Below are 25,455 nucleotides of genomic sequence, written 5' to 3' on the forward strand. Positions count from 1 at the left end.
AATTCTCATTATCATGTAAAGTATTTTTATTAAGAAACTTATAAAAAGTAAACTGACGCTTCGATCACCTAACCGACAAAGCCCACCGGAACGTGCATTAAGGGCTAAACCACTTGCTTAGTAGGCGCTAAAACAATTTCACGTAGACACACATGCTGCGGCTGCTGATACACAAACAACATCGTGTTAGCAATGTCTTCGGGTACCAGTATGCCACCGATTTCTTGGGCCCAATTGTCTTGGCCGTCGGCAAATTCACGCTTTTCAGTTAATGACAGCAAGTTGGTCTCAATCGCGCCCGGCGCAATCGTTGTCACACGCACGTTGCTCAATGCTAATTCCTGCCGAAGCCCTTCACTAATGCCATGCACTGCATGCTTAGTACCGCAGTAAACGGTTTGGTTTTCAATTAATTTGATGCCACCTAAAGAGCCCATATTTATAATGGTGCCCTTGCCTTTTTCCTTCATTTTAGTCACGACCGACGCAACACCGTTCATCAAGCCAAGAACATTTACGTTGAACATTCGTTGCCATTGAATTGCATCTTGCTCGTCGACCTTATCCATATACATAATGCCTGCGTTGTTAATTAAGCAATCAACTGTACCAAACTGTGCTTCAGCATCATCAACAGCTTGTTTGAATGCAGCTAGATCAGTGATATCCAAAGCGCGACACATGGCATTCGGCAAATCCAATTCGCTTACCACGTCAATGTTTAAGTCCACCAGCAATAGCGAGTATCCTTGCGCTGAAAAGGTTCGAGTCACTTGCAAACCAACACCCGAATTTGCTCCGGTGATGACTACTAGTGGCTTATCATGTGAAGCCATGAGAGTTTCCTTAAGCCCTAGCTAACAAACGGGGCATGCTAAATTACTTCGACAAAATTAAACTGTTACCGATAACAATACCATGAAACAAAACAAACAGAAGAAGCAAGTGAAGAAAATTTGGAATGGGCTAAATCATACTTCATGGTTTTAGTGTGAAAGCTGTGAGGCAAGATACAAAGAGGATAATAGAGAGAACGAAGTCAAAGCCCCTAGGTTTTAATTAGAGGCTAAGTGCTAGTGGGAACAAGACTCGCGAGAGCTCATGCAGCTTTGCGGTTAAAGCGACGCCGTAATTTGTTTTGCAGCTCTGTGTACGTGCCCAAGCTCATGTTCTTTTCACGCTCGCTCACTGAACGCTTCATGTCGTATTGAAAGTTGTGTTTGATGCGAGGTACTTTAGGCGGTTCGAGAAAAACTTTAATTTGAGTTTTAAGCCATTGAGATATCTTTTTCAACATGATGAATACCCTCTTACAACATTGGTTAATGTGCTCTAAAAAGCGCGTTTTGGCTGTCTCTTAAGACGGTATTAGTTTACCTAAATTTAACTGAACCAGAGCTGAACGAGAATGGGTAAGAATCACTTTTCGAGCCGAAAAATAGAACCAACAAGGTCATGATTTTATTTGTAAAAATAACATCACACGAAAACGCGAATAGACATGCACTTTCAGCGCATAAATGTTGCCTTTATGTGCTCCCCTTCATGCAAAGAGTCAGGGGCAACAGACTGATTTAGAGCGCTATTAATGCCACCCAAATTCCCCCTGATTGAATACATAGTTTAACAACTGCATGATTAGGCATTCATGTCTATCAATACGCCCACAAAGCTCGCTCAATGAGCTTTGAGCATCATCAACATTCAGGCACAAAAAAGCCGCCCTAAAGGCGGCTTTTTAAAATTTTGGTAAGCTTATGCTTTGCGACGGCGCGCCATAGCAGCACAACCCAACAAGCCTAAACCGAACAATGCAACTGCGGCAGGTTCAGGAATAGTCGCTCCGTGGAAGTCACCTGAACCCGTTGCAATCAAGTTGCCTTGGCTGTCATACAAAGGTGAACCGAATGAGCCGTTGAATGCAATGTCAGATCCGTCAATGCCTACGTTAGTATCAAAGTTATCTGCTGCAATACCGCCAACTACGTCCAAGTATCCCGTGCCTGTTAAGCTGGTGATGCTGCCACTGAAACCATTGACGTTACCAATAAATGAGTAGTCACCAAAACCTTGGTCTACGTCATGACCTTCAAGCGCTAACCATAAGTCCTTATCAGTAGAACCGGCTTGTTGAACATAAATATCAATTGTTCCGCCAGTGTAGATGTATGTATCAGAGAAGATGCCATCAATTGGTGGAGCTGCAAGGGTGTATCCGCCCATGACAAACGTCAGTTCACAGCTAGCACAGGTAAATGGCCCAGTAGCCGTGTTCAAAGAACCCGTTACAGTAAATTCGCCTGTTACAGGGTTCAATTTTTGTTCAATGGCACCTGTCACGGTAGTGAAAGGACCCGGCGTGTATTCAACACCACCAATCATGTCTGCTTGCGCGGTCAAACTTGTTGCGACCAAAGCCAAAGCTGCTATGCATTTCTTAAACATCTAACTATTACTCCATGGCTCGTTTGATGAACCAAATATATGTTAACTACTAAGTCGGTGATTTCCGTTTAATTTTTACAACAACGGATTCGTCTGACCCAGCTAATGCAAACCACAGGCCAAAAACCCTAATCGCTTGATTATAAACAATAAAATAAAAATCAGAGCCTGCATTTAGAATTTTAGAAGCTGAAAACTCAAAAGCTGTAAAATATAGCCACAATGAACTGTTCGCAAATTAATCACCTAGAGTATTTGCTCACACTCTAAGACGACTGTTTAGTTAACCTTAAGAATTGAATAAATCGCCACACCTCCTATGAATACTAGCTTTGCAGAGAAGTTTATTTTTTTACACTGTATAAACTGATTCATTACCAACCACTGTAAAGAATAATGACATGCCATTTTTTTGACATGTGTCAAACTTTACTACCGGTCATGATGAGTCCAATTGCTGGCTCATTTTTACAGGCAGCTCCGAGTGAAAATGAAACTTCATTTGACCTTCAAGCCTTCTATAGCGACACTCTCGTAACACGTTGTTTACTCTTACAACATAACTTCATCGAGACTCATTCATAGTGAATGCCTAAACCGAGAGCTAACGAGTAATGAATAACTTTTCAACGACCCTCATTGCATGCAGTCTGACCCTATTCTTAGGCGCTTGTAGCGCAACAGCCCCTGCATCATTAGATGCATCTCCGCAGGGACAACTCGCAAATCAATGGTTCGCCGATGGCGAAGCTTCCATTGCACTAGGCACGCAAAAAACCATCAACAACAAAAAGGGAGCCGCTAAAAACGTCATTCTCTTTGTTGGTGACGGCATGGGCATTTCAACCATTACTGCAGCGCGAATTTTAGCCGGCCAACAACAAGGTCAAACCGGTGAAGAGTATCAATTAAGTTTTGAGCAACTGCCGTTTTCAGGTTTGGTGAAAACCTACAACACCAACCAACAAACCCCAGATTCAGCGGGCACCATGACGGCCATGATGTCGGGTGTTAAAACCAAAGCTGGATTCATCGGCGTGAGCCAAGCTTCGCGCAGAGCCGACTGCCAAGACTACCTCAACAATGGCGAAGCACTCTTCAGCGCGTTAGAGCTAGCCGAGCTAGCTGGAAAATCAACGGGGATTGTAAGCACTGCAAGACTCACTCATGCAACGCCTGCAGCAACATACGCAAAGTCTGTAGAGCGCGACTGGGAAAGCGATGGAGATTTGAAGAACGGCGAAGCACAGCTTGGTTGTAAAGATATTGCCAGCCAGCTCATTGATTTTAAACCCAACTTAGAACAACGCATTAACGACGGCAACCCCCTTCCTATCGTTTCAGGTATTGATGTGGCCTTTGGTGGAGGACGCCGAGCATTTTTTGGTGACGACCCAGCGTCGATAGCCGGTTTTTCTGAAAAAGCGGGTGAAGGTCGCCGGAAAGACGGCCGTAACTTAATTGAAGAATGGCAACAACAAGGCGGCCAATACGTGATGGATCAAGCCGGTTTCGATGCCCTCTCAATCAACAACGATGCGCCTGTCTTAGGCTTATTTAATGCATCGCATATGCGTTATTCAGCCAATCGACTTGAAGACAAGTCAGGCGAGCCCACGTTAACTGAAATGACCGACACTGCGATTGATTTATTACAACGCAATAATGAGGGGTTTTTCCTCATGGTTGAGGCCGGGCGGATTGACCACGGGCATCACGCAGGCAACGCCTACAATGCCCTGACCGATGCCGTTGAACTATCATCTGCGGTTCAAAAAGCGCTGGAAAAAACCAACCCCGAAGAAACCTTAATTATTGTCACCGCTGACCACAGTCATGTATTTACTATGGCGGGCTATCCCACTCGCGGTAACCCAATTCTTGGAAAAGTAGTCGGTAACGACGATCACGGAGAACCTAAGTCAGAGCCCACGAAGGCCGATGATGGAATGCCCTACACCACGCTTGGTTATGCAACAGGCCGTGGGCATGCGTCGCTGGAAAATAACACCAACGCCGATGTGCGCTATGGCAAGCCCATCGATGCCGGACGCCATGACATTTCAGACATCGACACCACACACAGTGGCTACCACCAAGAAGCGCTGGTTCCACTTGGCTCAGAAACCCACGGCGGCGAAGATGTGGCTGTATACGCTTCTGGCCCTGGATCGCACCTTGTGAGCGGAACAATTGAACAAAATGTGATCTTTCACGTTATGAACCACGCTGCTGACCTTACCGGAAAAGCATCGAAAAACATTCAATAATCCAATGACAGCAGGCGCTCAATCATTCAGTTGAGCGCCTCATCACATACACCAACAAAACTCCGCTCACTATCTCCTAAATACTTCTTTCCAAACTTCATTTTAGCCATTCGAAAACTAAACCACTCCTTCAACCTGTCATCTTTAAGTCAAAAAACTGAAATCTAAATGTTTATAAAATGTAACAAGAAGTGTTTACAAAGTAGGCCTCATATTAAGAATTAATGATCTTCAAGGGACTTACAGATGACTTTCCAAAAGAATGCGTTGGCTATGACTATCGCAATGTCGCTCACTATCGGCCTCACCGCTTGTAACAGCGATAATGACAACGATAGTTCAAATGCAGAAGCACAAAACTTCAATCGCATTGCAACCTTTCCTGTCTGCCTTCAACTCGACGACAACTGTCATGTTGATGACGAAACTGCGGCAGAAATCGTTGCAGCAAGCGTCGACGGCAATACGCTCATTTATTCAAATAGCCCGAACGAATCATTAGGTTTTGTCGACATTTCTGATCCTTCATCACCAATGCCGATCGCCGAATTAGCGCTCGGTGGTGAGCCAACATCTGTTACTGTTCTCAACGACTACGCTCTTGTAGCCATCAACACTTCTGAAGACTATGTTAACGTCAGCGGTGCATTAATTGTGGTTGATATTGCCACTCGTAGCGAAGTGGCCCGCATGGACCTAGGCGGCCAGCCTGACTCAATTGCAGCAAGCCCAAGCGGTGATTATGTTGCGGTTGTGATTGAAAACGAACGTGACGAAGATTTTGAACCTACCGACGGCGCACCTGTTCAATTGCCAGCAGGCGGGTTCATTATCATTGATACAGCATTGTCAGACCCAGCAGACTGGACTCGTCGCAATGTTGATATGACAGGCCTAGCCACTTTATTCCCTTCTGATCCAGAGCCTGAATATGTCGACATCAATGACGACGATATGGCCGTGATCACTTTGCAAGAAAACAATCATATTGTGGTGGTAGATTTAGCTTCTGGCGAAGTGATGAACCACTTCTCTGCCGGCACAGTAGACCTTGTGAACATCGATACTGAAGAAGAAGATGCAGCACTGATTTCTCTGACATCTTCAGCGTCTGATGTGCCACGTGAGCCCGACGGCGTCACTTGGATTTCTAATGACCATTTTGTCACAGCCGATGAAGGCGATTTATATGGCGGTAGCCGTGGCTTCACCATCTTCGATAAAGATGGCACGGTTGTGTACTCTTCAGGGAACACGCTCGATCACTTAGCGGTTAAGCTCGGCCATTACCCCGATGCGCGTTCAGGCAATAAAGGGAACGAACCTGAGAATGCTGAATATGCCATGTTCGGTGATGACGAGTATTTGTTTGTAAACTCTGAGCGCTCAAGCTTGATTTTCGTGTACGACGTTGAAAACCCTGAAATGCCAGAGCTCAAGCAAATTTTGCCGACAGCGGCAGGCCCAGAGGGCGTTTTGGCCATTCCTTCACGTGATCTTTTGATTGCAGCAAGTGAAGTAGACGAGCGCGGTGATAAATTACGTTCTGCTTTGAATATTTATCAACTCAGCGAACAAGCCGCGTCATACCCTACTCTTCAGTCTGCTGATGTAGACGGTTTGCCCATCGCATGGAGTGCATTGTCTGGACTTGCGGCACACCCAACTGATGCCAACATTCTCTACACAGTGAATGACAGCTACTATCAGCAAAACCGCATTTTCACTATTGATGTGTCGCAAACACCGGCAACAATTACCGCATCAATGAAAATTACCGATAGCGACAACGTCCTAGCCAGCATCGCGGCCACTGCCGTTGATGCCGCTTTGGATGACGATGACGCTGCACGCATTGAAACATTCGATTCAGCAGATTTAGCAGCACTCATCAATTCAGACAAAACCATTAACATTGACCCTGAAGGCATCGCAGTTGCCTCTGATGGCGGTTTCTGGGTTGCGTCTGAAGGTGCAGGCACAATCGGTGATGAAGATCGCCCATTGAACAGCTTAAACTTCATCTTCAAAGTAAGCCCAACCGGAGCAATCCAAGACGTCGTGACATTAGGTGCAGAGCTTAACGCGATGCAGGTTCGATTTGGACTCGAAGGCATTACCGAGCACAACGGCAAATTGTACGCCGCTGTTCAACGCGCTTGGGGCGACAACGATCACCCTGTTATTTTCATTTATGACATCGAAAGCAAAGAGTCGAGCCACGTATTCTATCCACTGGATGATGCGGAATCTCAAAATGGCGGCTGGGTTGGACTGAGCGACATCACAGCGATGGGCGACGATCAATTCTTGGTATTGGAACGTGACAACCAAGGCGGTCCAGACGCTGCTATCAAGCGTATTTACTCCATTGACCTAAGTGATGTAGAAGCGGGTGACACCATTAACAAAACACTTGAAGTTGATTTAATGGACACGCTTGCTGCGACAGGTGCAATGACCTTTGAGAAAATTGAAGGTTTGGCTGTGACCGCAAGCGGCGAGATGTATATCTTGAATGACAACGATGGCGTGAAAGATAACAGTGGTGAGACTCAGTTGTTGAAAGTGAGCACTGCAAACTAAGCCACTTTTACAGTGCGCCTCTGAGCGCACTGTTACTCTTTTAAAAACGCTGCTCAATAGCAGCGTTTTTTATTCTCAACGACTTACCACACAATCAACCGGCGGTTGATCAAAATGAGTAATAACCGCAGCATCACCCTTGCCTCTGAAGTCTATGTTTTGTCCCGTGTAATGCATTCCACTGGCCACCGGTTGTGAGTAAAGCCACAACTCCATATCATCTTGACTCAGAACCAACGACGCAGGTTCAGTGCCATAAAAAGCCACATTGACCATCTGTTGTTGCTCGCCACAACGATACCTAACCTCTTGAAGAGGCGAGATAAGCTGATATTGAAGCTGCAACTCAGTCATACGAAGCGCATACTGCTGTGCAATGCATTCATTCATAGACTCTGATTTCCAACAATCATTTCGGCCTTTAATAAAACCGCGCTGCATCGCCTTTAAATGTGCTTCATCGGTGGTTTTATCGACCGCTTGTTGATACACCAGCGCCAATTGCTGGTCTAGTTCAGATAAGGTCTCGCTCGCACAAATGGCATGTTCAACCTGTCCTTGTGCCTGCTCACAATCAAACGCAGGTTGCGCTATTGCCCATGTTGAAACACTCAAAGCGAGGAGTGGTAACTTTGTTCTAAAATTTTGCATAAGTATTTACAGCTTTCGTTCGTACGATTTGCAAGTCATTTGAATCAAGAATAGCATTCAAATTTACTCACACGCCATGCGCTAATTCAAAAGGAAGGTGAAATGAAATACGGCTTGATTGCTGCTGGAATGATATGGCTTAGTGGCTGCGTTACACATCATGAAACGCATACCTTGCTGACCACAGAGAGTTCATCTGAATTGTCTTTAACCACAGGGACTTCTGCCTACTTTGAAACATTGCTAGAAACAGGCAAACAAGCACTGCTTCAAGGCGACTTTGCAATGGCCGAGCGTTCGCTGTCTCAAGCAGACGCGATGAAATTACATGAACAACCCAATTATCAAGCCAAGCCTGCCCTTGCTGAAGCCCTGTGCCAACAAGGCAAGTTCAACAAGGGTCTGAGCGTATTAGCTGAATTTGATTGCATGGCTAAAGTTGAATTGGGCCATTTGCAATGCCCTATTGAGATCCCACAATCGCTTACTCCTTGCCTCAGCTTGGCATGCTTTGGAGCGGGCTCGTCACTCTCGCCAGAAGGAACTCGAGCCCTGCAAACGATGGTCAACGACATACCTCGAATAAAAGCGCTGTGCCAGCCCTAATACTTGTTCGAGCAGGAGCCGCCAACGGCTCCATATTCAAGCACACGTGCTCAATCCTTAGGGCTCTAGATAACGAATTTCAACTCGACGGTTTGCACTTTGTCCCACGCGTGAATCATTCGCAGCCACCGGTTGCTCCATGCCATAACCTTTAGCAACAACAAGACTCGCACTTACGCCTCTTGAAATTAAATACGCTCGAACCGCGTCTGCACGACGCTGCGACAAGCTCATATTGAACTCCGGTGTTCCTGTATTCGATGTATGTCCAGCCACTTCTACGCTTCGCTGTTCTTGCAATAGTTTGCTGGCCATCGCATCGAGAATGACCGAAGACTCCAGTGTAAGTTGGTCCGAACCGTCGGCAAAGTTAACGCCCGGCAACGCGGTGATATGGCTGTAGCTATCTTTGACCGCTTGCGACAGTGCAAGGCAGTGTTCGTCATATTCTTGGCGATACTGAACTGCAGCATGAGCGGCCTTCATGCCGTGTTCGTATTCCCCAAACGACACATCGGATGGTTTTTTCGCAAGCACGGCTTTGGCCTTGCGCAAATTTTGTTCAACGCCATCTAAAAGCTCAATGCAACGGCCTTCGCTGCCCATTTCCGCTTTCGTGACCAAGGCCTCCATTTCTGTTAAATCGGCCTTAAAAGCACACCCTGAGATCGCAAAAATTACCAAAGGTACTAATCCAAGTTTCTCGTTCATTCGTTCGTGTCCTATGATTGCTGTTGAACTCATTTCAAGGATAGACACACGTTGACTGTTTTGTATTCTAAATGTTGCTTTGTCGCCGCACATATCGCGTCGTTCTCCGCCAAAACAATGATCCCATCAGCAGTTCATCACAACGTCACTTTAGTGTCATCTCGCTGTCACACGCCCTCTTCATAGTGTCGCCGTCGATTAAGGAAGTTGTTGTTCTATGAAAATTGTAATCTCTGTAGCAGACTTGCCATTCATTCGTTTTATTAAGCGAAATCAACTATTTACCGCTTGCTTGCGCCGCATCACTGAGCATCCAGATTTGGCCCGTCTCGAACACGGCGGCATGGCTGAATTAAAAGTTGAATGCGATGTGAGTGAAACTGAGTATCAACGTGTCTCTGCCATGACCGAATGGTGGGAAAAAGCTGAATACCAAGGTATTTCAACTCGATTACTCAATCGAATGTTTGCTTTGCGCACGCCTACTCCAGCGGTGTAAATATCACTTAGGCTCACGTCGGTGGGCCTTTCATATGTGCTTATTTCGTAGGCTATCCACCGCCTTTTCACAAAAGTATTTGACCTACCCCCTACCCAAGGGTCTACCATAGACGGGTACGACTGAGTCAGACCATGCTTTGCCCAAGCATGATGTAGAACGGTCTAAATTCAACTTAAAAGATGAACCTACAATTCATATGTCACTGGTCCGGTTACAAAAATACAGAATAAGCACAGCCGTGTTGCTGCTGGTGTGGTTTGTATTTTGTATCAGTGTACTTTGTTCCAACATTATTCCGTCATCCCATAGCTCTCGCATGAATCATGCAGAGCCGACGAGTGAAGTCACCTCCCACCAGCACCATCATGCGGAGCACTCAGACCATCAGTCCCAAGCGCAAAGTGATGACGCAACCAAACAACACGCATGTTGTGGCCCTAATGATAGCGGCCATGACATGTCAAAAATACTCAGCAGCCAATTTCAACTTGCAAGCCTATTCGCAGCATTAGCATTCAGCGCCATCATGATGGTATTGCCAGTCATTAAGCGTCTATTCTGCGCCATGTGGTTTTACTGCGATACCGAGCCGCCAAAATCGGGTTACCCGCCGCTGTTTATGACAACACAGCGCCTACTTCATTAATCACCCCATCCAATAAAGGCTGCATGTTGCAACATGCCGGTCACGCACCACTATCGATTGCTCGTTGAGCACAGAGCACGTTTTCATCGTATTTAGTGAATATTATTATATTGGATTTTTATCATGACACGAACAGCATTGGTCATTGTTTCAATTACCATTGGCGCAGCTATTGGGGCTAGCGGCTTTGCCCTCTTCAATGCATCGCCCCTCTATTCAGGAACGGCCGCCTCCTCAGAGCCCGCTATCCAAACTCCTTTGTACTGGGTCGCCCCAATGGATCCAGCCTATCGCCGAGATGAACCCGGAAAGTCCCCCATGGGGATGGATCTCATCCCCGTTTATGAAGACGCATCGAGCACAGACGACAGCCCTGGCACTATTACCGTGTCTCCAGAAGTCATCAACAACATGGGAGTTAGAACAGCGCAAGTCGCCTTTAAGTCACTTAAGACCCAAATTGATACCGTGGGCTATGTAGGGTTCAATGAAGACGCATTGGTGCACGTTCACCCCCGCGTTGAAGGCTGGCTTGAAACTCTCAATATTAAAGTGGAAGGCGAGCGCGTCCAAAAAGGCGATCCGCTGTTCTCTCTGTATTCGCCAGAGCTAGTCAATGCACAAAATGAACTGCTGCAAACACTTGAACAAGACGATAAAAAACTAGTGCAGTCTGCCATTGAGCGTCTGCGCGCGCTGCAAGTGCCTGAGCCGCAAATTCAAGCCCTCATAAAAACCCGAGAAGTGCAGCAAACCATTACCATTTTGGCGCCTAAAAGTGGTGTTGTGGAAATGCTTGAAGTGTCCGAAGGCTTCTTTGTTCAGCCGGGCAACACCATTATTTCCATTGGCCCATTTGACCAAGTTTGGGTCACTGCCGAGGTATTCGAGCGCCAAGCATCACGCGTTAAAAAGGGCGATGAAGTCAGCATGACGCTGGAGCACCTCCCGGGCCAAACGTGGAAAGGTCATGTGGATTATATTTATCCGGTGTTAGATGCGGTCAATCGAACAATGCGTGTTCGTATGCGATTTGATAATCACCAAGAACAGCTCAAGCCCAATATGTTTGCTCAGATCCGCATTCATGCCAACACATCCGAAAAAGCGCTGATAGTGCCACGCCAAGCGGTCATTAGAAGTGGCTCTGACGATCGGGTTGTACTGGCGTTAGGTCACGGAAAATTCAAATCGATAGCCGTTGTATTGGGGCGAAGCTCTCACGATGAAATTGAGGTTTTAAAGGGGCTAAACGCGGGTGATGAGATTGTGGTTTCCGCTCAGTTTTTGCTCGATTCAGAATCAAGCATTACCTCAGACTTTGTAAGAATGTCAGATCCGGGCACCTCAGAGCCTACACAGGTTTGGACCGAAGGAACCATCACCCACACCAATCCTCACAAACGCAGCATAACCGTGGAACATAAAGCCATTGAGAAGTGGCAGTGGCCTCCCATGGAGATGGATTTCCTCGTAGATAAAGATGTTGATTTTGAAGATCTCACAACGGGCACCGTCATGCACTTTGAAATAACCCGGCATCAGGGAGAGGTTGTCATTTCAACAACCCACATCATGTCGAAACCCGCTGAAGTCCAAGCCCCCAAAGCTCAAGAGCATGAAAACCATCACGGCATGGATCATAGCCAACATCAAATGATGAACCACGGAGAAGACCAATGATTGCGGCAGTCATTCGGTGGTCGATTCACAATCGCTTCTTAGTATTACTCATTACAGCTATGTTAGTGGGCGGCGGGCTATGGTCGGTCAAGCAAACGCCTATTGATGCCTTACCAGACCTATCAGACGTTCAGGTCATCATCAAAACTTCCTACCCAGGGCAAGCGCCGCAAGTGGTTGAACAGCAAGTTACTTACCCGCTTACCACGGCCATGTTGTCGGTTCCGGGAGCCCAAACGGTTCGCGGTTTTTCGTTCTTTGGCGATTCATATGTGTACGTCATTTTCAAAGACAATACCGACTTATACTGGGCTCGAAGTCGCGTGTTGGAATACTTAAGCCAAGTAAGCCCCAACTTGCCCGCTTCGGCTAAGCCTCAACTAGGGCCTGACGCAACCGGTGTTGGCTGGGTTTATATCTATTCGTTAGTCGACAAAACTGGCACGCATGACTTAGCCCAGCTGCGCTCGATTCAAGATTGGTTTCTGGCATATGAACTTCAAGCCGTTGAAGGCGTTTCGGAAGTTGCTACCGTCGGTGGCATGGTGAAGCAATATCAAGTGCAAGTGGACCCACACAAACTGCGCGCCTTTGGTATTCCGTTACATCTGATTCAAACCGCCATAGAACGAGGCAATCAAGAGGTTGGCGCGTCTGTGATTGAAATGGCCGAAGCGGAATACATGATTCGCGCAACGGGCTACATCAATAGTGTTGACGACCTTAAGCTCATTCCACTGGGTGTGAACAACAAGGGGACGCCGCTGCTATTGCAGGACGTGGCTGAAATTACGCTAGGGCCACAAATGCGACGCGGCTTGGCCGATCTCAATGGTGAAGGTGAAGTTGTAGGTGGCATTATTGTGATGCGATTCGGCGAGAACGCACAACAAACCATTGACCGCGTGAAACAACGTTTAGACACACTCAAATCCAGCTTGCCCGAAGGTGTGGAAGTTGTGCCCGTATACGACCGCTCAAACCTCATTGAAAGCGCCGTTGACAACCTTTGGCACAAACTGATTGAAGAGTTTGTTGTGGTAGCACTGGTGTGCCTCGCTTTTTTATTCCATGTGCGCTCCTCTCTGGTGGCCATTATTACCATTCCAATCGGTATTCTTGCTGCCTTCATTGTCATGCACCTTCAAGGAGTGAATGCCAACATCATGTCATTAGGCGGCATTGCAATTGCCATTGGCGCAATGGTGGACGGTGCCATCGTGATGGTTGAAAACATGCACAAACACTTGGAAAAATCAGGTGGAGCCAACAGTGATCGTTGGAAAATAGTGCAACAGGCGGCCACTGAAGTTGGGCCTTCATTGTTTTTTTCGCTGCTAATCATCACAGTGAGCTTTTTACCTGTGTTCACTCTCGAAGCGCAAGAAGGCCGTATGTTCTCGCCATTAGCGCTTACCAAAACGTACGCCATGGCCGCTTCGGCAGCGCTCGCCATTACCTTGGTGCCGGTACTCATGGGCTACTTCATTCGTGGACGCATCATAAGCGAACACAAAAACCCGATTAATCGACTGCTCATGGCACTGTATAGGCCCCTACTAAATCTTGTGCTTCAATTTCCAAAATCCACCATCATCGCAGCACTATTTGTTACCGCAGTTGGCTTTTGGCCTGTTCATAAAATTGGTACAGAATTCATTCCTCCTCTAGATGAAGGCGACTTGATGTACATGCCTACCACCTATGCGGGCGTTTCCATTGGCAAAGCTCGAGAGATCATGCAGCAAACCGATAAGTTGATTCGAACGGTGCCTGAGGTTGTCACCGTATTTGGTAAAGTTGGGCGAGCAGAAACCGCAACCGATCCTGCGCCACTGACCATGATTGAAACCTTTATTCAGTTAAAACCTAAATCACAATGGCGGGAAGGCGTGACGACTGAGTCGCTCAAGCAAGAATTTGATCAGTTGGTGAAATTCCCCGGCTTAACCAACGCTTGGGTCATGCCCATCATGACCCGCATTGATATGTTAGCGACTGGCATCAAAACACCGGTCGGTATCAAAGTGGCTGGGCCTGACTTATCTGAAATACAAGCCATTGGACAGCAGCTCGAACTGATCCTCAAAGATATTCCCGGAACCACATCAGCGTACTCAGAACGGGTCGCTTCGGGGCGTTATATTAATATCGATATCAATCGCGCTAAGGCTGCTCGATACGGTCTCAACATTGCCGATGTGCAACAAGTCCTCAGCACCGCTGTAGGGGGCGTAAATCTGACCCAAACCGTAGAAGGGCTTGAGCGTTATCCGGTCAATATGCGCTACCCTCAAGATTATCGAGACTCGCCTGAACAACTAAAAGTGCTGCCTTTGTTCACGCCAAGCGGGCAAAGTATTGCGCTTGGCGATGTTGCAGAAATCTCCATTGATGAAGGACCTGCAACCATCAAAAGTGAAAATGCGCGGCTTAATGGCTGGACTTTTATTGATATCAACAACATGGATGTAGGGCGTTATGTTGAACATGCACAACGCATGGTTTCAGATCAAATAACTCTGCCACCCGGTTATTCCATCACTTGGTCTGGGCAATACGAATATATGCTGCGAGCTCAAGAAAAGCTCAGCTATATCATTCCTCTCACATTGGCCATTATCGTCATTTTGCTTTATCTCACTCATCGCCGAATCAGTGATGTTGTGATCATCATGGGCACGTTACCATTGGCCTTGATTGGCGGAATTTGGCTCATTTATCTATTCAATTTCAATTTTTCGGTGGCGGTGGGCGTAGGCTTTATTGCACTTGCAGGCGTGGCGGTTGAAACCAGTGTGCTGATGTTGCTGTATTTGCGCAATGCCCATAAAGAGTGGCTCGAACAATGCAGAAAAACCACGCAGCAACCCAGCTTAGACGGGCTCCGCAATGCAATTGTTCAAGGTGCGGTATTGAGATTACGCCCCAAAGTCATGACCGCAGCGACCATTATCATTGGCCTGTTGCCCATCATGTATGGCAGCGGTACCGGCTCAGAAATCATGCAGCGAATCGCCGCACCCATGGTTGGGGGCATGATCAGCTCAATATTGCTGACCTTATTACTCATCCCAGCGGTGTATTACCTTCACTGCAAGCGTTCGATCACATAGGTGGGTTGCATATAACATGGTTCCACAGGAAGTGGGCCATGATTGGATTAACTGGCCACTTCTTCTGGTGCTGGATGTAATTCGGTGACATCAAATGGGCTTTCTGCGCCTAAATCTGAGCAATTCCCGTTAAAATGGCCGCCCTTGGCGATGATCATTTCTCGAGCATAAACATTGCCTGCCGCCGTGCCACTTTTAGTAATTTCAAAACTACCGCTATGGCAGTCACCATCAAATTCACCGCTCACAATCATTCGGCCAGCTTTCACTTCACCGCTGGCTTTGCCCTTTTTACCTATGGTAATCGTACCAAGGCAACTCACTTGGCCTTTTACTTCGCCTTCGACATGAAGGTTACAGCTGAGTTCAAGGGTGCCATCGACACAAGTCCCTGCTGCGATAATTGTGGCGCCGGCTGTTGGCTTAGCAGACGAATTTCCTGCTGAAAAGACTCCCATGGGATGGTCCTTACTGTTGCTGTAATTTGATCAAAATTAGTTAAATTGAGTTTCATGAAGGGCTTTGGGTCGAGCACCTGATCTAAAAAAGCAACCTCGTAGTGCAAGTGCGACGCGGTACTGTCACCACTGTTCCCACAATAGCCAATCAACTCGCCTTTGCGAACATACTGGCCAAACTTCACCAATACCTCGTCTAAATGCGCATACCGCGTGTTGAAGCCCATTTGGTGCCGAATAGACACCATGTTGCCATAGCCACGGTCGTAGTTTGAACGCGCCTGCTCAATATAGCCATCGGCAGTTGCATAAATAGGTGTGCCTTTGTCGGCACGCAGGTCGACCCCTTTGTGGTGGTGACGACGCTTGGATATAGGATGAGTGCGGTACCCGTACTTGGAGCTCATACGGCGATACTGCATTGGTTCGCCGTTGGGTATTTTGCTCAAAAGCATTTGTTTTTCAGACAAAGTCGATGTGAGGTTAAGCAGTCGCTCATCGTAACCGGCTGGATACTCACCTTGCTCAGTGCCAGCGAGCACTTCGAGCTGATCGAGGCGGTTGTCTAGCGCGCGCAATTGTTGCTCACGCACATCTAATGTTGAGAATAAGTTTTGTTGGGCGTGTTGCAGTTGAGACACCGAAATCTGAGATGCGTTTTGAGAATCTTCGGCAACCGATAATTTTTGCTGCGTTTCAACCAGCATGAATCTCGCCCATGCTAGGCTGGCAAATACAGCTGCAATTGCCAATAGCCCCAACCACACAATACTGCGATGGAAGCTGTAGTGTCGGCTAGATTTGTAGCTTGAAACGGTTAATGAGAGTCTATTTTTCACGTCGATTTTGCTGTTGCAGTCACACCACAACGCTTCACAGTCCATGTTAACAATGCAGTAACATGCCTGTTTTACTAACAAAATTCAACGACATAAATGTAATTTATGGCTTATAAAAATCACCGAACTAGCCTGTAAGCTAGACCATACCTAGACTTAACGATAGAGCGATGGCACAGCTTTAATTTAAGTTTCTGGGTGATGCGCCCGAAATAAGTCCCATGCGTCCACCGGTTTTCCGTCGGCAAGTTTACACATTGCGACGTCGCCATCTTCACTTTTCTCGGTGACATTTTCGCCCCCTAAGCTGGCGCAATACTCTGATGCTGGATTAGCCATTCCTACTGCGGTTTTAGACGCATTTGATTCAGACGTTGATTGACCACAGCCAACTATTGCGACCACCGCAATAGCCACTGATAACATGAGTTTTTTATTCATATGGCAAACACATTTGTAGCGAACGTAGCACTAAAGAATGGTCTGCAATTAATATTTTTCAAATAATTATTGAATTAAAAAGCAAAAACGGAGCACTAGGCTCCGCTTTAAATCGTATTGATGTATTGGCTGATTTAGCCCACAAAAACGCGAGCGTTTCTAAACATGCGCATCCAAGGGCTGTCTTCAGACCAATCATCCGGTGCCCATGAGTGGCTCACAGCACGGAATACACGCTCTGGGTGCGGCATCATGATCGTCACGCGTCCATCGAGTGTCGTCAGCCCAGTCATGCCGTCTGGCGAACCGTTCGGGTTCAGCGGATATTGCTCAGTAGCGTCACCTGAGTGATCTACATATTGCATTGCTACAGTACCGGAAGCACGAAGCGCATTTAGCGCATCATCACTGCTAAACTCAGTGCGACCTTCGCCATGAGACACCGCAATTGGCATACGCGAACCTTCCATGCCCGCCAATAAAATCGATGGGCTCTGAGCAATTTTCACGGTACTGAAACGCGCTTCAAAACGCTCAGAATAGTTAGTCACAAAGCGGGGCCAGTGGTCGGCACCAGGAATCAACTCTTTCAAGTTTGAAATCATCTGGCAACCATTACACACACCCAACGTGAACGTGTCATTGCGATGGAAGAATGCGGTAAAAGCTTCACGCGCTTGAGCATTGAACAAAATAGATTTTGCCCAACCTTCACCCGCACCTAACACATCACCATACGAGAACCCGCCACAAGCAACGAGGCCTTTAAATTCAGCAAAATCAACTTCGCCAGCCAATACATCGCTCATATGCACGTCAATTGCCATGAAACCTGCACGGTTAAATGCAGCCGCCATTTCCACATGAGAGTTAACACCTTGCTCACGCAAGATAGCCACTTTAGGCGCATTACCTTTGGCAATATAAGGGGCCGCAACGTCTTCATTTAAGTCGTAGGTTAAATCAACTTGAATGCCCGGATCAGCGGCGTTGCCTTTGGCTTCAAATTCTTGTTTTGCGCACTCAGGATTGTCGCGCAACGCCTGCATAGCTTGCGTTGTTTCAGCCCACGCTAAACGGAAGTGCGTGCGAGTATTGCTGAGTATAGACTCGCCATTGCGAGAAAACTCAAGGGTATCGGTCTTATTCAAGGTACCAATCACGTATGCATCATCAGCAAAGCCATTGGCCGCTAAAATATCGAGCACCGCTTGACGTTCTGAGCGCTGCACCTGAACCACGGCGCCAAGTTCTTCATTGAACAGTAGCGAAAGGTCATCGCCTTCGAACGCAGAAAGATCAATATCGACACCGGTATGGCCCGCAAATGCCATTTCAGCAACGGTGGTAAATAAACCACCGTCAGAACGGTCATGGTAAGCCAGTAGCTTCTGCTCGCTCACTAATGCTTGAATGGCATTGAAGAACTGCAACAACGATTGGTTGTCATCTAAGTCAGGAGCCACGTCGCCCAGCTGCTTGTAAACTTGCGCTAAACAAGACGCGCCCATGCGCTGCTTGCCACGGCCCAAGTCAATTAAAATAAGGTCGGTGTCGCCCTTGTCAGTGCGAAGCTGTGGCGTGAGAGATTTACGCACATCGCTCACACGGCCAAATGCAGTGATCACCAAAGACAAAGGAGACGTCACGGCCTTGGTTTCACCATTGTCTTCCCATTGGGTTTTCATCGACATAGAGTCTTTACCCACAGGAATGGTCAAGCCGATTTCAGCACAAAGCTCTTCGCCCACCGCTTTCACAGCTTCGTACAAACCGGCGTCTTCGCCTGGGTGGCCCGCTGCAGACATCCAGTTTGCAGACAGTTTAATGCGCTTAATATCGCCAATTTCGTTCGCAGCAATATTGGTAATGGCTTCAGCGACGGCCAAACGAGAAGACGCTGCAAAATCTAACAAAGCCACGGGAGTGCGCTCACCCAACGACATTGCTTCACCTGCGTAGGTATCAAAGCTTGCCGTGGTCACTGAACAGTTGGCCACAGGCACCTGCCAAGGACCCACCATTTGGTCTTGAGCAACCATACCGGTGACTGAGCGGTCACCAATGGTCACTAGGAATGTTTTTTCTGCAATCGTCGGTAAGCGCAATAAGCGTTCCGCCGCATCGGCAGGCGTCACACCTTCAAGTTGCAACGCATCACCTGTGACTTTTTGAGTGCTCACATCGCGGTGCATTTTAGGCGTTTTACCCAGCAACACATCCAATGGCAGGTCAATTGGATCGTTGTCAAAGTGACTGTCGTGCAACTTAAGAGACTGTTCTGCGGTGGCATCACCAATCACTGCAAACGGAGCGCGCTCGCGTTTACAAATGGCTTCAAACACATCAATTTGATCAGGGTTAATGGCTAATACATAGCGCTCTTGAGACTCGTTGCACCAAATCTCAAGCGGTGTCATACCCGGCTCGTCATTCGGTACGTTACGCAAATGGAATGAACCACCGCAACCACCGTCATGAACCAGCTCTGGGAATGCGTTCGATAATCCACCCGCGCCCACATCATGAATGAACGCAATCGGGTTTTTATCGCCGAGCTGCCAGCAGCGGTCGATGGCTTCTTGGCAACGGCGCTCCATTTCTGGGTTGTCACGCTGAACCGACGCAAAATCTAAATTTTCGCTTGATTGGCCAGACGCCATTGACGATGCTGCGCCACCACCCAAACCAATATTCATGGCTGGGCCGCCTAATACAACCAGTTTAGAACCCGCTTCAAATGGCGTTTTAATCACGTGCTCATCACGGATATTGCCAAGGCCACCGGCCAACATAATTGGCTTGTGGTATCCACGTACTTCTACGCCGTTGTGGCTTTTTACTTCTTCTTCATAAGTTCGGAAGTAACCCAATAATGCCGGGCGACCAAATTCGTTGTTAAATGCTGCCCCACCGAGCGGGCCATCCATCATGATATCGAAGGCATTCACAATACGACTTGGCTTACCAAAGTCAGTTTCCCAAGGTTGCTCGAACCCAGGAATACGCAAGTTAGAAACGGAAAAGCCCACCAAACCGGCTTTAGGTTTTGCACCTTTACCTGTTGCGCCTTCATCACGAATCTCACCACCAGAGCCTGTTGCCGCGCCGGGCCAAGGAGAAATGGCAGTGGGATGGTTATGCGTTTCAACCTTCATCAAGATTTGAATATCTTCTTGATGGTATGTGTATTCACGCGTTTCAGGGTCAGCAAAAAATCGCCCTGCTGGCGTGCCGGTCATAACAGCGGCGTTGTCTGAATACGCTGACAACACGTAATCCGGAGTTTGTTCGTATGTATTCTTAATCATTTTGAACAATGACTTGGGCTGCTCGATGCCATCAATTGTCCAATCTGCATTAAAGATTTTATGACGACAGTGCTCTGAGTTCGCTTGTGCAAACATGTAGAGCTCGATGTCGTTAGGGTTACGATTCAAACGAGTGAAGTTCTCAACCAAATAATCGATTTCATCATCAGCAAGTGCCAGACCTAAATCGACGTTGGCTTTATCCAACGCATCACGCCCGCCGCTTAACACATCGACCGATGAGTGAGGCTTTGGTGTGTGGTGTTGGAACAATTCATTGGCTTGCTCCATGTCACCAAACACAGATTCCATCATACGGTCATGCAATAATGATTTGAGGACAGTGAGCTGGTCGGCAGTTAACTCGCTTGCATTACTGACATAATAAGCCGTACCACGTTCGATACGCACAATGGCTGAAAGGCCACAATTATGAGCAATATCGGTTGCTTTCGTCGACCACGGAGAGATGGTACCAGGACGTGGCGTGACTAACAGAAGCTGGCCCTCTGGTTCATGCTCTGAAATTGTTGGACCATAGGTCAGAATGCTTGCTAAATTTGCTTGTTGCTCTTCGCTTAATTGGCCATTAAGCTCAACAAAATGCGTATATTCTGCGTAGATGTCAGTGACAGGCAGATTGTTTTTAGCACAAGCTGCAAGTAGTTTCTGAACACGAAAGTCAGATAAGGCTGGTGCGCCGCGTAGAATTTCCATAGAAGGTATTAGGCCCAATCGCTAGTGGTACGTCGGAATTCGAGGTGCGCATTATAAGCAAATCTGACGCTGAATGCAGCTATCGGTTGCAGGTTTCAGAAAGACTCTTTTGTGATGTCTTTGAATGACCACAAATTTTTTTGCAGCTTACTGAAAATTAACAAAATTTCATGGGAAGGTATGCAGTTTAAACAGTTTTTATTTGGGTTGTTGGCACTGAGCTTCACTGCTCTTATCAGCTGTAATCCTGTTCCGCAGGATAGCCAAAGCCAACTTGAAAAGGTCCAACAGCGCGGTACCTTGCGGGTTGGAACACTTTTTGGTGCCACCACATACAGCGAAAATGAAAACGGTCAATTTGGCATCGAATACGATCTATCCAAACGATTTGCTGATTACCTAGGGGTGGATTTAGTGATGGTGCCCGTCCATCACATTCGCCAACTGCGGCGCAAACTGGAACTCGACGAAGTCGATGTTGCCGCTGCCGCCCTGACGATTACAGCCGAACGCAAAAAGTCACTGCGCTTTGCGCCTATTTATTACAAAGTGTCGCAGAAGTTAGTGTTTAAAAAAGGCACGGCATGGCCACGTAGTTTTAACCAGTTAAATGGTGATTTAGTGGTAGTGGCCGACAGCTCTCACGCCGATCGGTTGCGAGAAGTACAACATGAATATCCAGATATTGTCTGGCACGAAAGCGACACTGACAATAGTGAATCCTTACTTCTTAAGGTTTTGTCGGGCGACATTGATTACACCGTAGTTGATTCAACCCTGCTCGACTCCATGCGCCGTTTTTATCCCGAGCTTTCAATCGCATTTTCTTTAACCAAAGAAGATGACATTGCCTGGGCGTTTTCTCATTCTGACGACGACAGCCTTTACGCCATGGCGATCGAATATTTCAGTGTGTTGCGCAATGGCAATGCCATGGCCAATATCGAACACAAGTATTTTAGCCACATCGACAACTTTGACTATGTGGATACCCGTGCTTTTATTCGCTCCACCAAACGCACGTTGCCAAAGTACCGAAAATACTTTGAAAAATACGGCGATGTGATCGACTGGCATTTATTAGCCGCCATTAGCTACCAAGAATCGCATTGGAAACCCACGGCCAAGTCTTACACGGGTGTGCGCGGCATGATGATGCTCACCAAAGCCACCGCTTCTGCAATGAATGTGGATGATCGGATTAACCCCGAACAAAGCATTTCGGGTGGCGCACGTTATCTTGAAAAAATGCTGTCGCGCATTCCAGATAAAGTGCCACAAAACGAGCGAATATGGTTTGCGCTGGCCGCTTACAATGTGGGCTATGGCCACTTGGCCGATGCCATGGACATTACAGAAATACGCGGCGGTAACCGTTATTCATGGCTTGATGTTCAAGAGAGCTTGCCGCTACTGCGCAAACGGCAATGGTATAAACAAACCAAATTCGGATACGCTAGAGGCGAAGAGCCGGTGCGCTATGTGAGTAACATTCGCAGGTATTACGAAACACTGTTATGGTTAGAGCGTGAAGCAAAGCGTCAGCAGCAGCTTTCAGAGCAAAATGCACGTTTTTCGAATATCTCTGAATTAATGCAAAACAATGTTGAACCGGAAGAAAAAACTGAGGTCAACATAAGTGAAGCGCCACAGAATGATAGCGCTTTAGAAACCGCTCCAGAACAAAATGGAGTATTAAAGCCCAATGAAGGGTGAACCGTCATAATAGTGTCATGAAGACCACGTTTAATGGCAGAGTAGAAACCATGAGGACAACGACAATGCGTCGATCTCGACCACGCAGCCAAAACCTGCGACGTTACTTGCAAGTGAAGCGTGCTAAACGCAGTATCTTTGCAAGACAACGTAAACAACACGCGATGTTCATGAGCGACGCTTAAGACTCGCTCACTGAACCTTCGCTTTTAGCAGCAAGTTTCAAAGCCTTACTTGCCTGCCTTTTCTTTCTAAAAAACAGTCTAAGTTGCTCCGCGCATTCTTGCTCGGAGACCCCACTTAGCACTTCCATTTGATGATTCAGCTGTTCCGCTTGGACCAGCTGAAAAACTGTGCCCGCAGCCCCGGTTCTTGGATCGGGTGCACCAAACACCAACCGCCCTACTCTTGCATGCACCATCGCCCCCGCACACATTGGGCAGGGCTCAAGGGTAACGTACATGGTGGTATCCACTAACCGATAATTTTCGAGGGCCTGCCCGGCATTACGAATCGCCATGATCTCGGCATGCGCCGTTGGGTCGTGGTTACAAATACTTTGATTGAAACCTTCAGCAATGAGATCGCCTTCAGCACTGACCAGAACAGCCCCCACAGGCACTTCTCCAAGCGCCTCGGCTTTTTCAGCCAACGCTCGCGCATATTGCATCCACTCTACATCAGACTTCATCAGTGCCACCTCGATCATTCAGCGGTGAATTTCACCACAGTTTAGGCAAAAACACTAAGTGACTTTTACCTCCCATCATTAACATATTGAAATACTTAATTAATAAATTATGGCTCGGCCTTTGCTATCTTTAACTACAAACAATATTCGTTGCACCAGCGGCAAGACAATTACAAATCGTCACATCGACAAGGAACCACTATGTCAGTCAATACCATCTTATTTTTAGGAATGATCTTCGCATTCGTACTCGCACAACAGTACCTAGAGACTCGACACAAGAAAGAATCCAGCAAGCACAAGAAAGACAACGACAAACTGAGAGAAGAGCTCGACAACGCCATCACGCGCATCGAGACCTTAGAAAGAATCGTAACCGACGACGGCTACGACCTGAAAAAAGAAATTGAAGGACTGAAGAGAAGAGCTTGAGTGGTGTGTTGTTAACCCTGAGATTGATTCACCAATAAACTGGACCTTCAATCGCGCAATTTGATTAGGCGCGAATAAATGGCTGCAGCCATTTTTAATTAACGCAAACGTGATCAGGCCAAGTTGTCTTTAAGTTCATCCATCATCGCCGATAACTGCTTACGCCAATGCACAGTATGCAAATCAGCAGCTTTTTCTGCCGATGATTTATCGATCACCGAAAACGCAGGGCGCTTTGCAGGAGTAGGATAAGCGGAAGTGGGAATAGGACGAACTGGAATCGATTGTTTTAGCATCCCTTTTTCAATACCTAACTCTTGAATCGCAATCGCAAAGTCGTACCAAGAGGCAACGCCTGCATCAGTCCAATGAAATATATGAGATTCCAAATCCGAAAACTCCGAAGAGGTAGCGGTTTTGCGAGCGATATTCCATAGCCACTGCGCTAAACCTCTAGCCCATGTGGGAGAGCCTAGTTGATCATAAATAACGCCTAACTCTGGCTTTTCAGCCATTAACCGGAGCATAGTCTTTACGAAATTATTGCCATTGGCAGAGTAAACCCAAGCGGTACGAACAATGACACTTGTTTCAGGGAGGATCTGTTGAACAGCAATATCACCGGCTAACTTAGAGGCGCCATAAACATTAATCGGGTTTGGGGCTGCATCGGTCTGATAAGGCACACAAGATGAGCCATCAAACACAAAATCGGTTGAAACATGAAGCAAAAAAGCTGAAGCTTGTTTACAAGCCTCTGCCAGGTAGCGAGCTCCAGCTTCATTCACCGCATAAGCCGTATTTGTATCAGCTTCTGCCTTGTCGACAGCAGTATAGGCAGCGGCATTAATCACCACATCGGGCTTAAACTCGTTAACAGCGGAAACTACGGCCGTTTGATTGGTAATGTCTAAGGTTTCAATACCCAATGAAAGCAATTCAACGCCTTTCGGCTTTGTCTGTTCTAGCTCCCAAGCCAATTGTCCGCCTTTACCTGTAATTAAAACCTTCATAAATGTCCCTTTGTCGCACACTAAAACCCAGGAGCCTCGGAGAAGCTAACCCCATTCTCATCCTTACCCGACAAAAGTGGCGTTTTACCATCAACTAATGGCCACTCAACACCTAACTCCGGATCATCCCATTTAACTGAGACTTCAGAGCTTGGAGCATAGTAATCGGTACATTTATATACGAATTCAGCTGATTCCGACATCACGTAAAAACCATGAGCAAACCCCTCTGGCACCCACAATTGGCGTTTATTATGAGCCGAAAGTTCTACTCCCACCCATTGACCGAAGGTTGGAGAATCTTTACGCATATCCACAGCAACATCGAACACTGCTCCAAAAACCACGCGCACTAACTTCCCTTGGGGTTGTTCTAGTTGGTAGTGAAGGCCACGCAAAATACCCTGAGCTGATTTGGAATGGTTGTCTTGTACAAAAGGCTTGGCACCGGTGCGCTGAGCAAAATCATCGGCACGAAAGGTTTCCATAAAAAAGCCGCGTTCATCACCGAACACGGCAGGCTCCAGAATCAACACATCTGGAATATTAGTTTCAATAAATTTCATAAATCCAATCTTGTATTTATCTTACCGCTCAGATTGTGAACTGCAAAAAGTCCGT

At 47.1% G+C, this 25,455-nt stretch carries 21 protein-coding genes; 9 read left to right on the forward strand and 12 right to left on the reverse strand.

The features are described from left to right. Nucleotides 1-104: 104 nt before the first annotated feature. The 3 genes from NAF29_RS10505 to NAF29_RS10515 form a co-directional block, all read right to left on the reverse strand. The gene (locus tag NAF29_RS10505) at nucleotides 105-836 is read right to left on the reverse strand and encodes an SDR family oxidoreductase (protein WP_251261519.1); all 732 of its coding nucleotides are present in this window, start codon (nucleotides 834-836) and stop codon (nucleotides 105-107) included. Nucleotides 837-1,099: 263 nt separating this feature from the next. Beyond that, nucleotides 1,100-1,297, reverse strand: coding sequence for a hypothetical protein (locus NAF29_RS10510; protein WP_251261520.1), 198 nt, complete (start codon nucleotides 1,295-1,297; stop codon nucleotides 1,100-1,102). A gap of 458 nt (nucleotides 1,298-1,755) precedes the next feature. Continuing rightward, complete coding sequence (locus tag NAF29_RS10515; RefSeq protein ID WP_251261521.1) at nucleotides 1,756-2,445, reverse strand: PEP-CTERM sorting domain-containing protein; 690 nt, start codon at nucleotides 2,443-2,445, stop codon at nucleotides 1,756-1,758. A 614-nt stretch (nucleotides 2,446-3,059) separates the two neighbouring features. Between NAF29_RS10515 and NAF29_RS10520 the strand changes: the two genes are divergently transcribed. Beyond that, nucleotides 3,060-4,715 (forward strand): alkaline phosphatase family protein, encoded by a 1,656-nt coding sequence (locus NAF29_RS10520; RefSeq protein ID WP_251261522.1) that lies wholly within the window; start codon nucleotides 3,060-3,062, stop codon nucleotides 4,713-4,715. A 246-nt stretch (nucleotides 4,716-4,961) separates the two neighbouring features. Then, the gene (locus tag NAF29_RS10525) at nucleotides 4,962-7,301 is read left to right on the forward strand and encodes an esterase-like activity of phytase family protein (protein ID WP_251261523.1); all 2,340 of its coding nucleotides are present in this window, start codon (nucleotides 4,962-4,964) and stop codon (nucleotides 7,299-7,301) included. Nucleotides 7,302-7,376: 75 nt separating this feature from the next. Here NAF29_RS10525 and NAF29_RS10530 read toward each other — a convergent pair whose 3' ends face one another. Continuing rightward, nucleotides 7,377-7,952 (reverse strand): MliC family protein, encoded by a 576-nt coding sequence (locus NAF29_RS10530; RefSeq protein ID WP_251261524.1) that lies wholly within the window; start codon nucleotides 7,950-7,952, stop codon nucleotides 7,377-7,379. Nucleotides 7,953-8,054: 102 nt separating this feature from the next. On the opposite strand from NAF29_RS10530, the gene NAF29_RS10535 reads away from it, so the two are divergent. After that, the gene (locus tag NAF29_RS10535; protein ID WP_251261525.1) at nucleotides 8,055-8,558 is read left to right on the forward strand and encodes a hypothetical protein; all 504 of its coding nucleotides are present in this window, start codon (nucleotides 8,055-8,057) and stop codon (nucleotides 8,556-8,558) included. 57 nt (nucleotides 8,559-8,615) lie between these two features. Here the strand turns inward: NAF29_RS10535 and NAF29_RS10540 are convergent, their stop codons facing one another. Beyond that, on the reverse strand, nucleotides 8,616-9,269 hold the full coding sequence (locus tag NAF29_RS10540) for an OmpA family protein (RefSeq protein WP_251261526.1): 654 nt from the start codon (nucleotides 9,267-9,269) through the stop codon (nucleotides 8,616-8,618). Between the two features lie 217 nt (nucleotides 9,270-9,486). Between NAF29_RS10540 and NAF29_RS10545 the strand changes: the two genes are divergently transcribed. The 4 genes from NAF29_RS10545 (at nucleotide 9,487) to NAF29_RS10560 (ending at nucleotide 15,216) form a co-directional block, all read left to right on the forward strand. Further along, a complete protein-coding gene (locus NAF29_RS10545; protein WP_251261527.1) occupies nucleotides 9,487-9,768 on the forward strand; it encodes a hypothetical protein in 282 nt (93 codons plus the stop codon). A 319-nt stretch (nucleotides 9,769-10,087) separates the two neighbouring features. Further along, on the forward strand, nucleotides 10,088-10,417 hold the full coding sequence (locus NAF29_RS10550; RefSeq protein ID WP_251261528.1) for a hypothetical protein: 330 nt from the start codon (nucleotides 10,088-10,090) through the stop codon (nucleotides 10,415-10,417). Between the two features lie 123 nt (nucleotides 10,418-10,540). Beyond that, nucleotides 10,541-12,100: an efflux RND transporter periplasmic adaptor subunit gene (locus NAF29_RS10555; protein ID WP_251261529.1), complete on the forward strand. Its 1,560-nt coding sequence runs from the start codon at nucleotides 10,541-10,543 to the stop codon at nucleotides 12,098-12,100. Next, nucleotides 12,097-15,216 carry an efflux RND transporter permease subunit gene (locus NAF29_RS10560; RefSeq protein ID WP_251261530.1) on the forward strand — a complete coding sequence of 1,040 codons (3,120 nt, stop codon included), beginning with the start codon at nucleotides 12,097-12,099 and terminating at the stop codon, nucleotides 15,214-15,216. The genes NAF29_RS10555 and NAF29_RS10560 overlap by 4 nt, the downstream gene beginning before the upstream one ends. Before the next feature lie 47 nt (nucleotides 15,217-15,263). On the opposite strand, the gene NAF29_RS10565 is transcribed toward NAF29_RS10560, so the two are convergent. From NAF29_RS10565 to purL, 4 genes are all read right to left on the reverse strand, one after another. Continuing rightward, nucleotides 15,264-15,620, reverse strand: coding sequence for a bactofilin family protein (locus tag NAF29_RS10565; RefSeq protein WP_251261743.1), 357 nt, complete (start codon nucleotides 15,618-15,620; stop codon nucleotides 15,264-15,266). Beyond that, the gene (locus NAF29_RS18410) at nucleotides 15,548-16,513 is read right to left on the reverse strand and encodes a M23 family metallopeptidase (RefSeq protein ID WP_251261531.1); all 966 of its coding nucleotides are present in this window, start codon (nucleotides 16,511-16,513) and stop codon (nucleotides 15,548-15,550) included. Before NAF29_RS18410 ends, NAF29_RS10565 begins: the two co-directional genes overlap by 73 nt. A 186-nt stretch (nucleotides 16,514-16,699) precedes the next feature. Then, complete coding sequence (locus tag NAF29_RS10575; RefSeq protein ID WP_251261532.1) at nucleotides 16,700-16,954, reverse strand: putative hemolysin; 255 nt, start codon at nucleotides 16,952-16,954, stop codon at nucleotides 16,700-16,702. Nucleotides 16,955-17,088: 134 nt separating this feature from the next. After that, on the reverse strand, nucleotides 17,089-20,982 hold the full coding sequence (gene purL, locus NAF29_RS10580; RefSeq protein ID WP_251261533.1) for a phosphoribosylformylglycinamidine synthase: 3,894 nt from the start codon (nucleotides 20,980-20,982) through the stop codon (nucleotides 17,089-17,091). 180 nt (nucleotides 20,983-21,162) lie between these two features. On the opposite strand from purL, the gene mltF reads away from it, so the two are divergent. Further along, on the forward strand, nucleotides 21,163-22,698 hold the full coding sequence (mltF, locus tag NAF29_RS10585; protein WP_251261534.1) for a membrane-bound lytic murein transglycosylase MltF: 1,536 nt from the start codon (nucleotides 21,163-21,165) through the stop codon (nucleotides 22,696-22,698). 181 nt (nucleotides 22,699-22,879) lie between these two features. Here mltF and tadA read toward each other — a convergent pair whose 3' ends face one another. Beyond that, nucleotides 22,880-23,389 carry a tRNA adenosine(34) deaminase TadA gene (tadA, locus tag NAF29_RS10590; protein ID WP_251261535.1) on the reverse strand — a complete coding sequence of 170 codons (510 nt, stop codon included), beginning with the start codon at nucleotides 23,387-23,389 and terminating at the stop codon, nucleotides 22,880-22,882. Nucleotides 23,390-23,590: 201 nt separating this feature from the next. Here tadA and NAF29_RS10595 point away from each other — a divergent pair, with 201 nt between their 5' ends. Continuing rightward, a complete protein-coding gene (locus NAF29_RS10595) occupies nucleotides 23,591-23,821 on the forward strand; it encodes a hypothetical protein (RefSeq protein WP_251261536.1) in 231 nt (76 codons plus the stop codon). A gap of 113 nt (nucleotides 23,822-23,934) precedes the next feature. Here NAF29_RS10595 and rfbD read toward each other — a convergent pair whose 3' ends face one another. Next, nucleotides 23,935-24,834, reverse strand: coding sequence for a dTDP-4-dehydrorhamnose reductase (gene rfbD / locus NAF29_RS10600; protein WP_251261537.1), 900 nt, complete (start codon nucleotides 24,832-24,834; stop codon nucleotides 23,935-23,937). Nucleotides 24,835-24,854: 20 nt separating this feature from the next. Next, nucleotides 24,855-25,400, reverse strand: coding sequence for a dTDP-4-dehydrorhamnose 3,5-epimerase (gene rfbC / locus NAF29_RS10605; protein ID WP_251261538.1), 546 nt, complete (start codon nucleotides 25,398-25,400; stop codon nucleotides 24,855-24,857). Nucleotides 25,401-25,455: the final 55 nt, after the last annotated feature.

Origin of the sequence: Echinimonas agarilytica (genome assembly GCF_023703465.1) — a bacterium.
In the GTDB taxonomy this organism is placed as follows: domain Bacteria; phylum Pseudomonadota; class Gammaproteobacteria; order Enterobacterales; family Neiellaceae; genus Echinimonas; species Echinimonas agarilytica.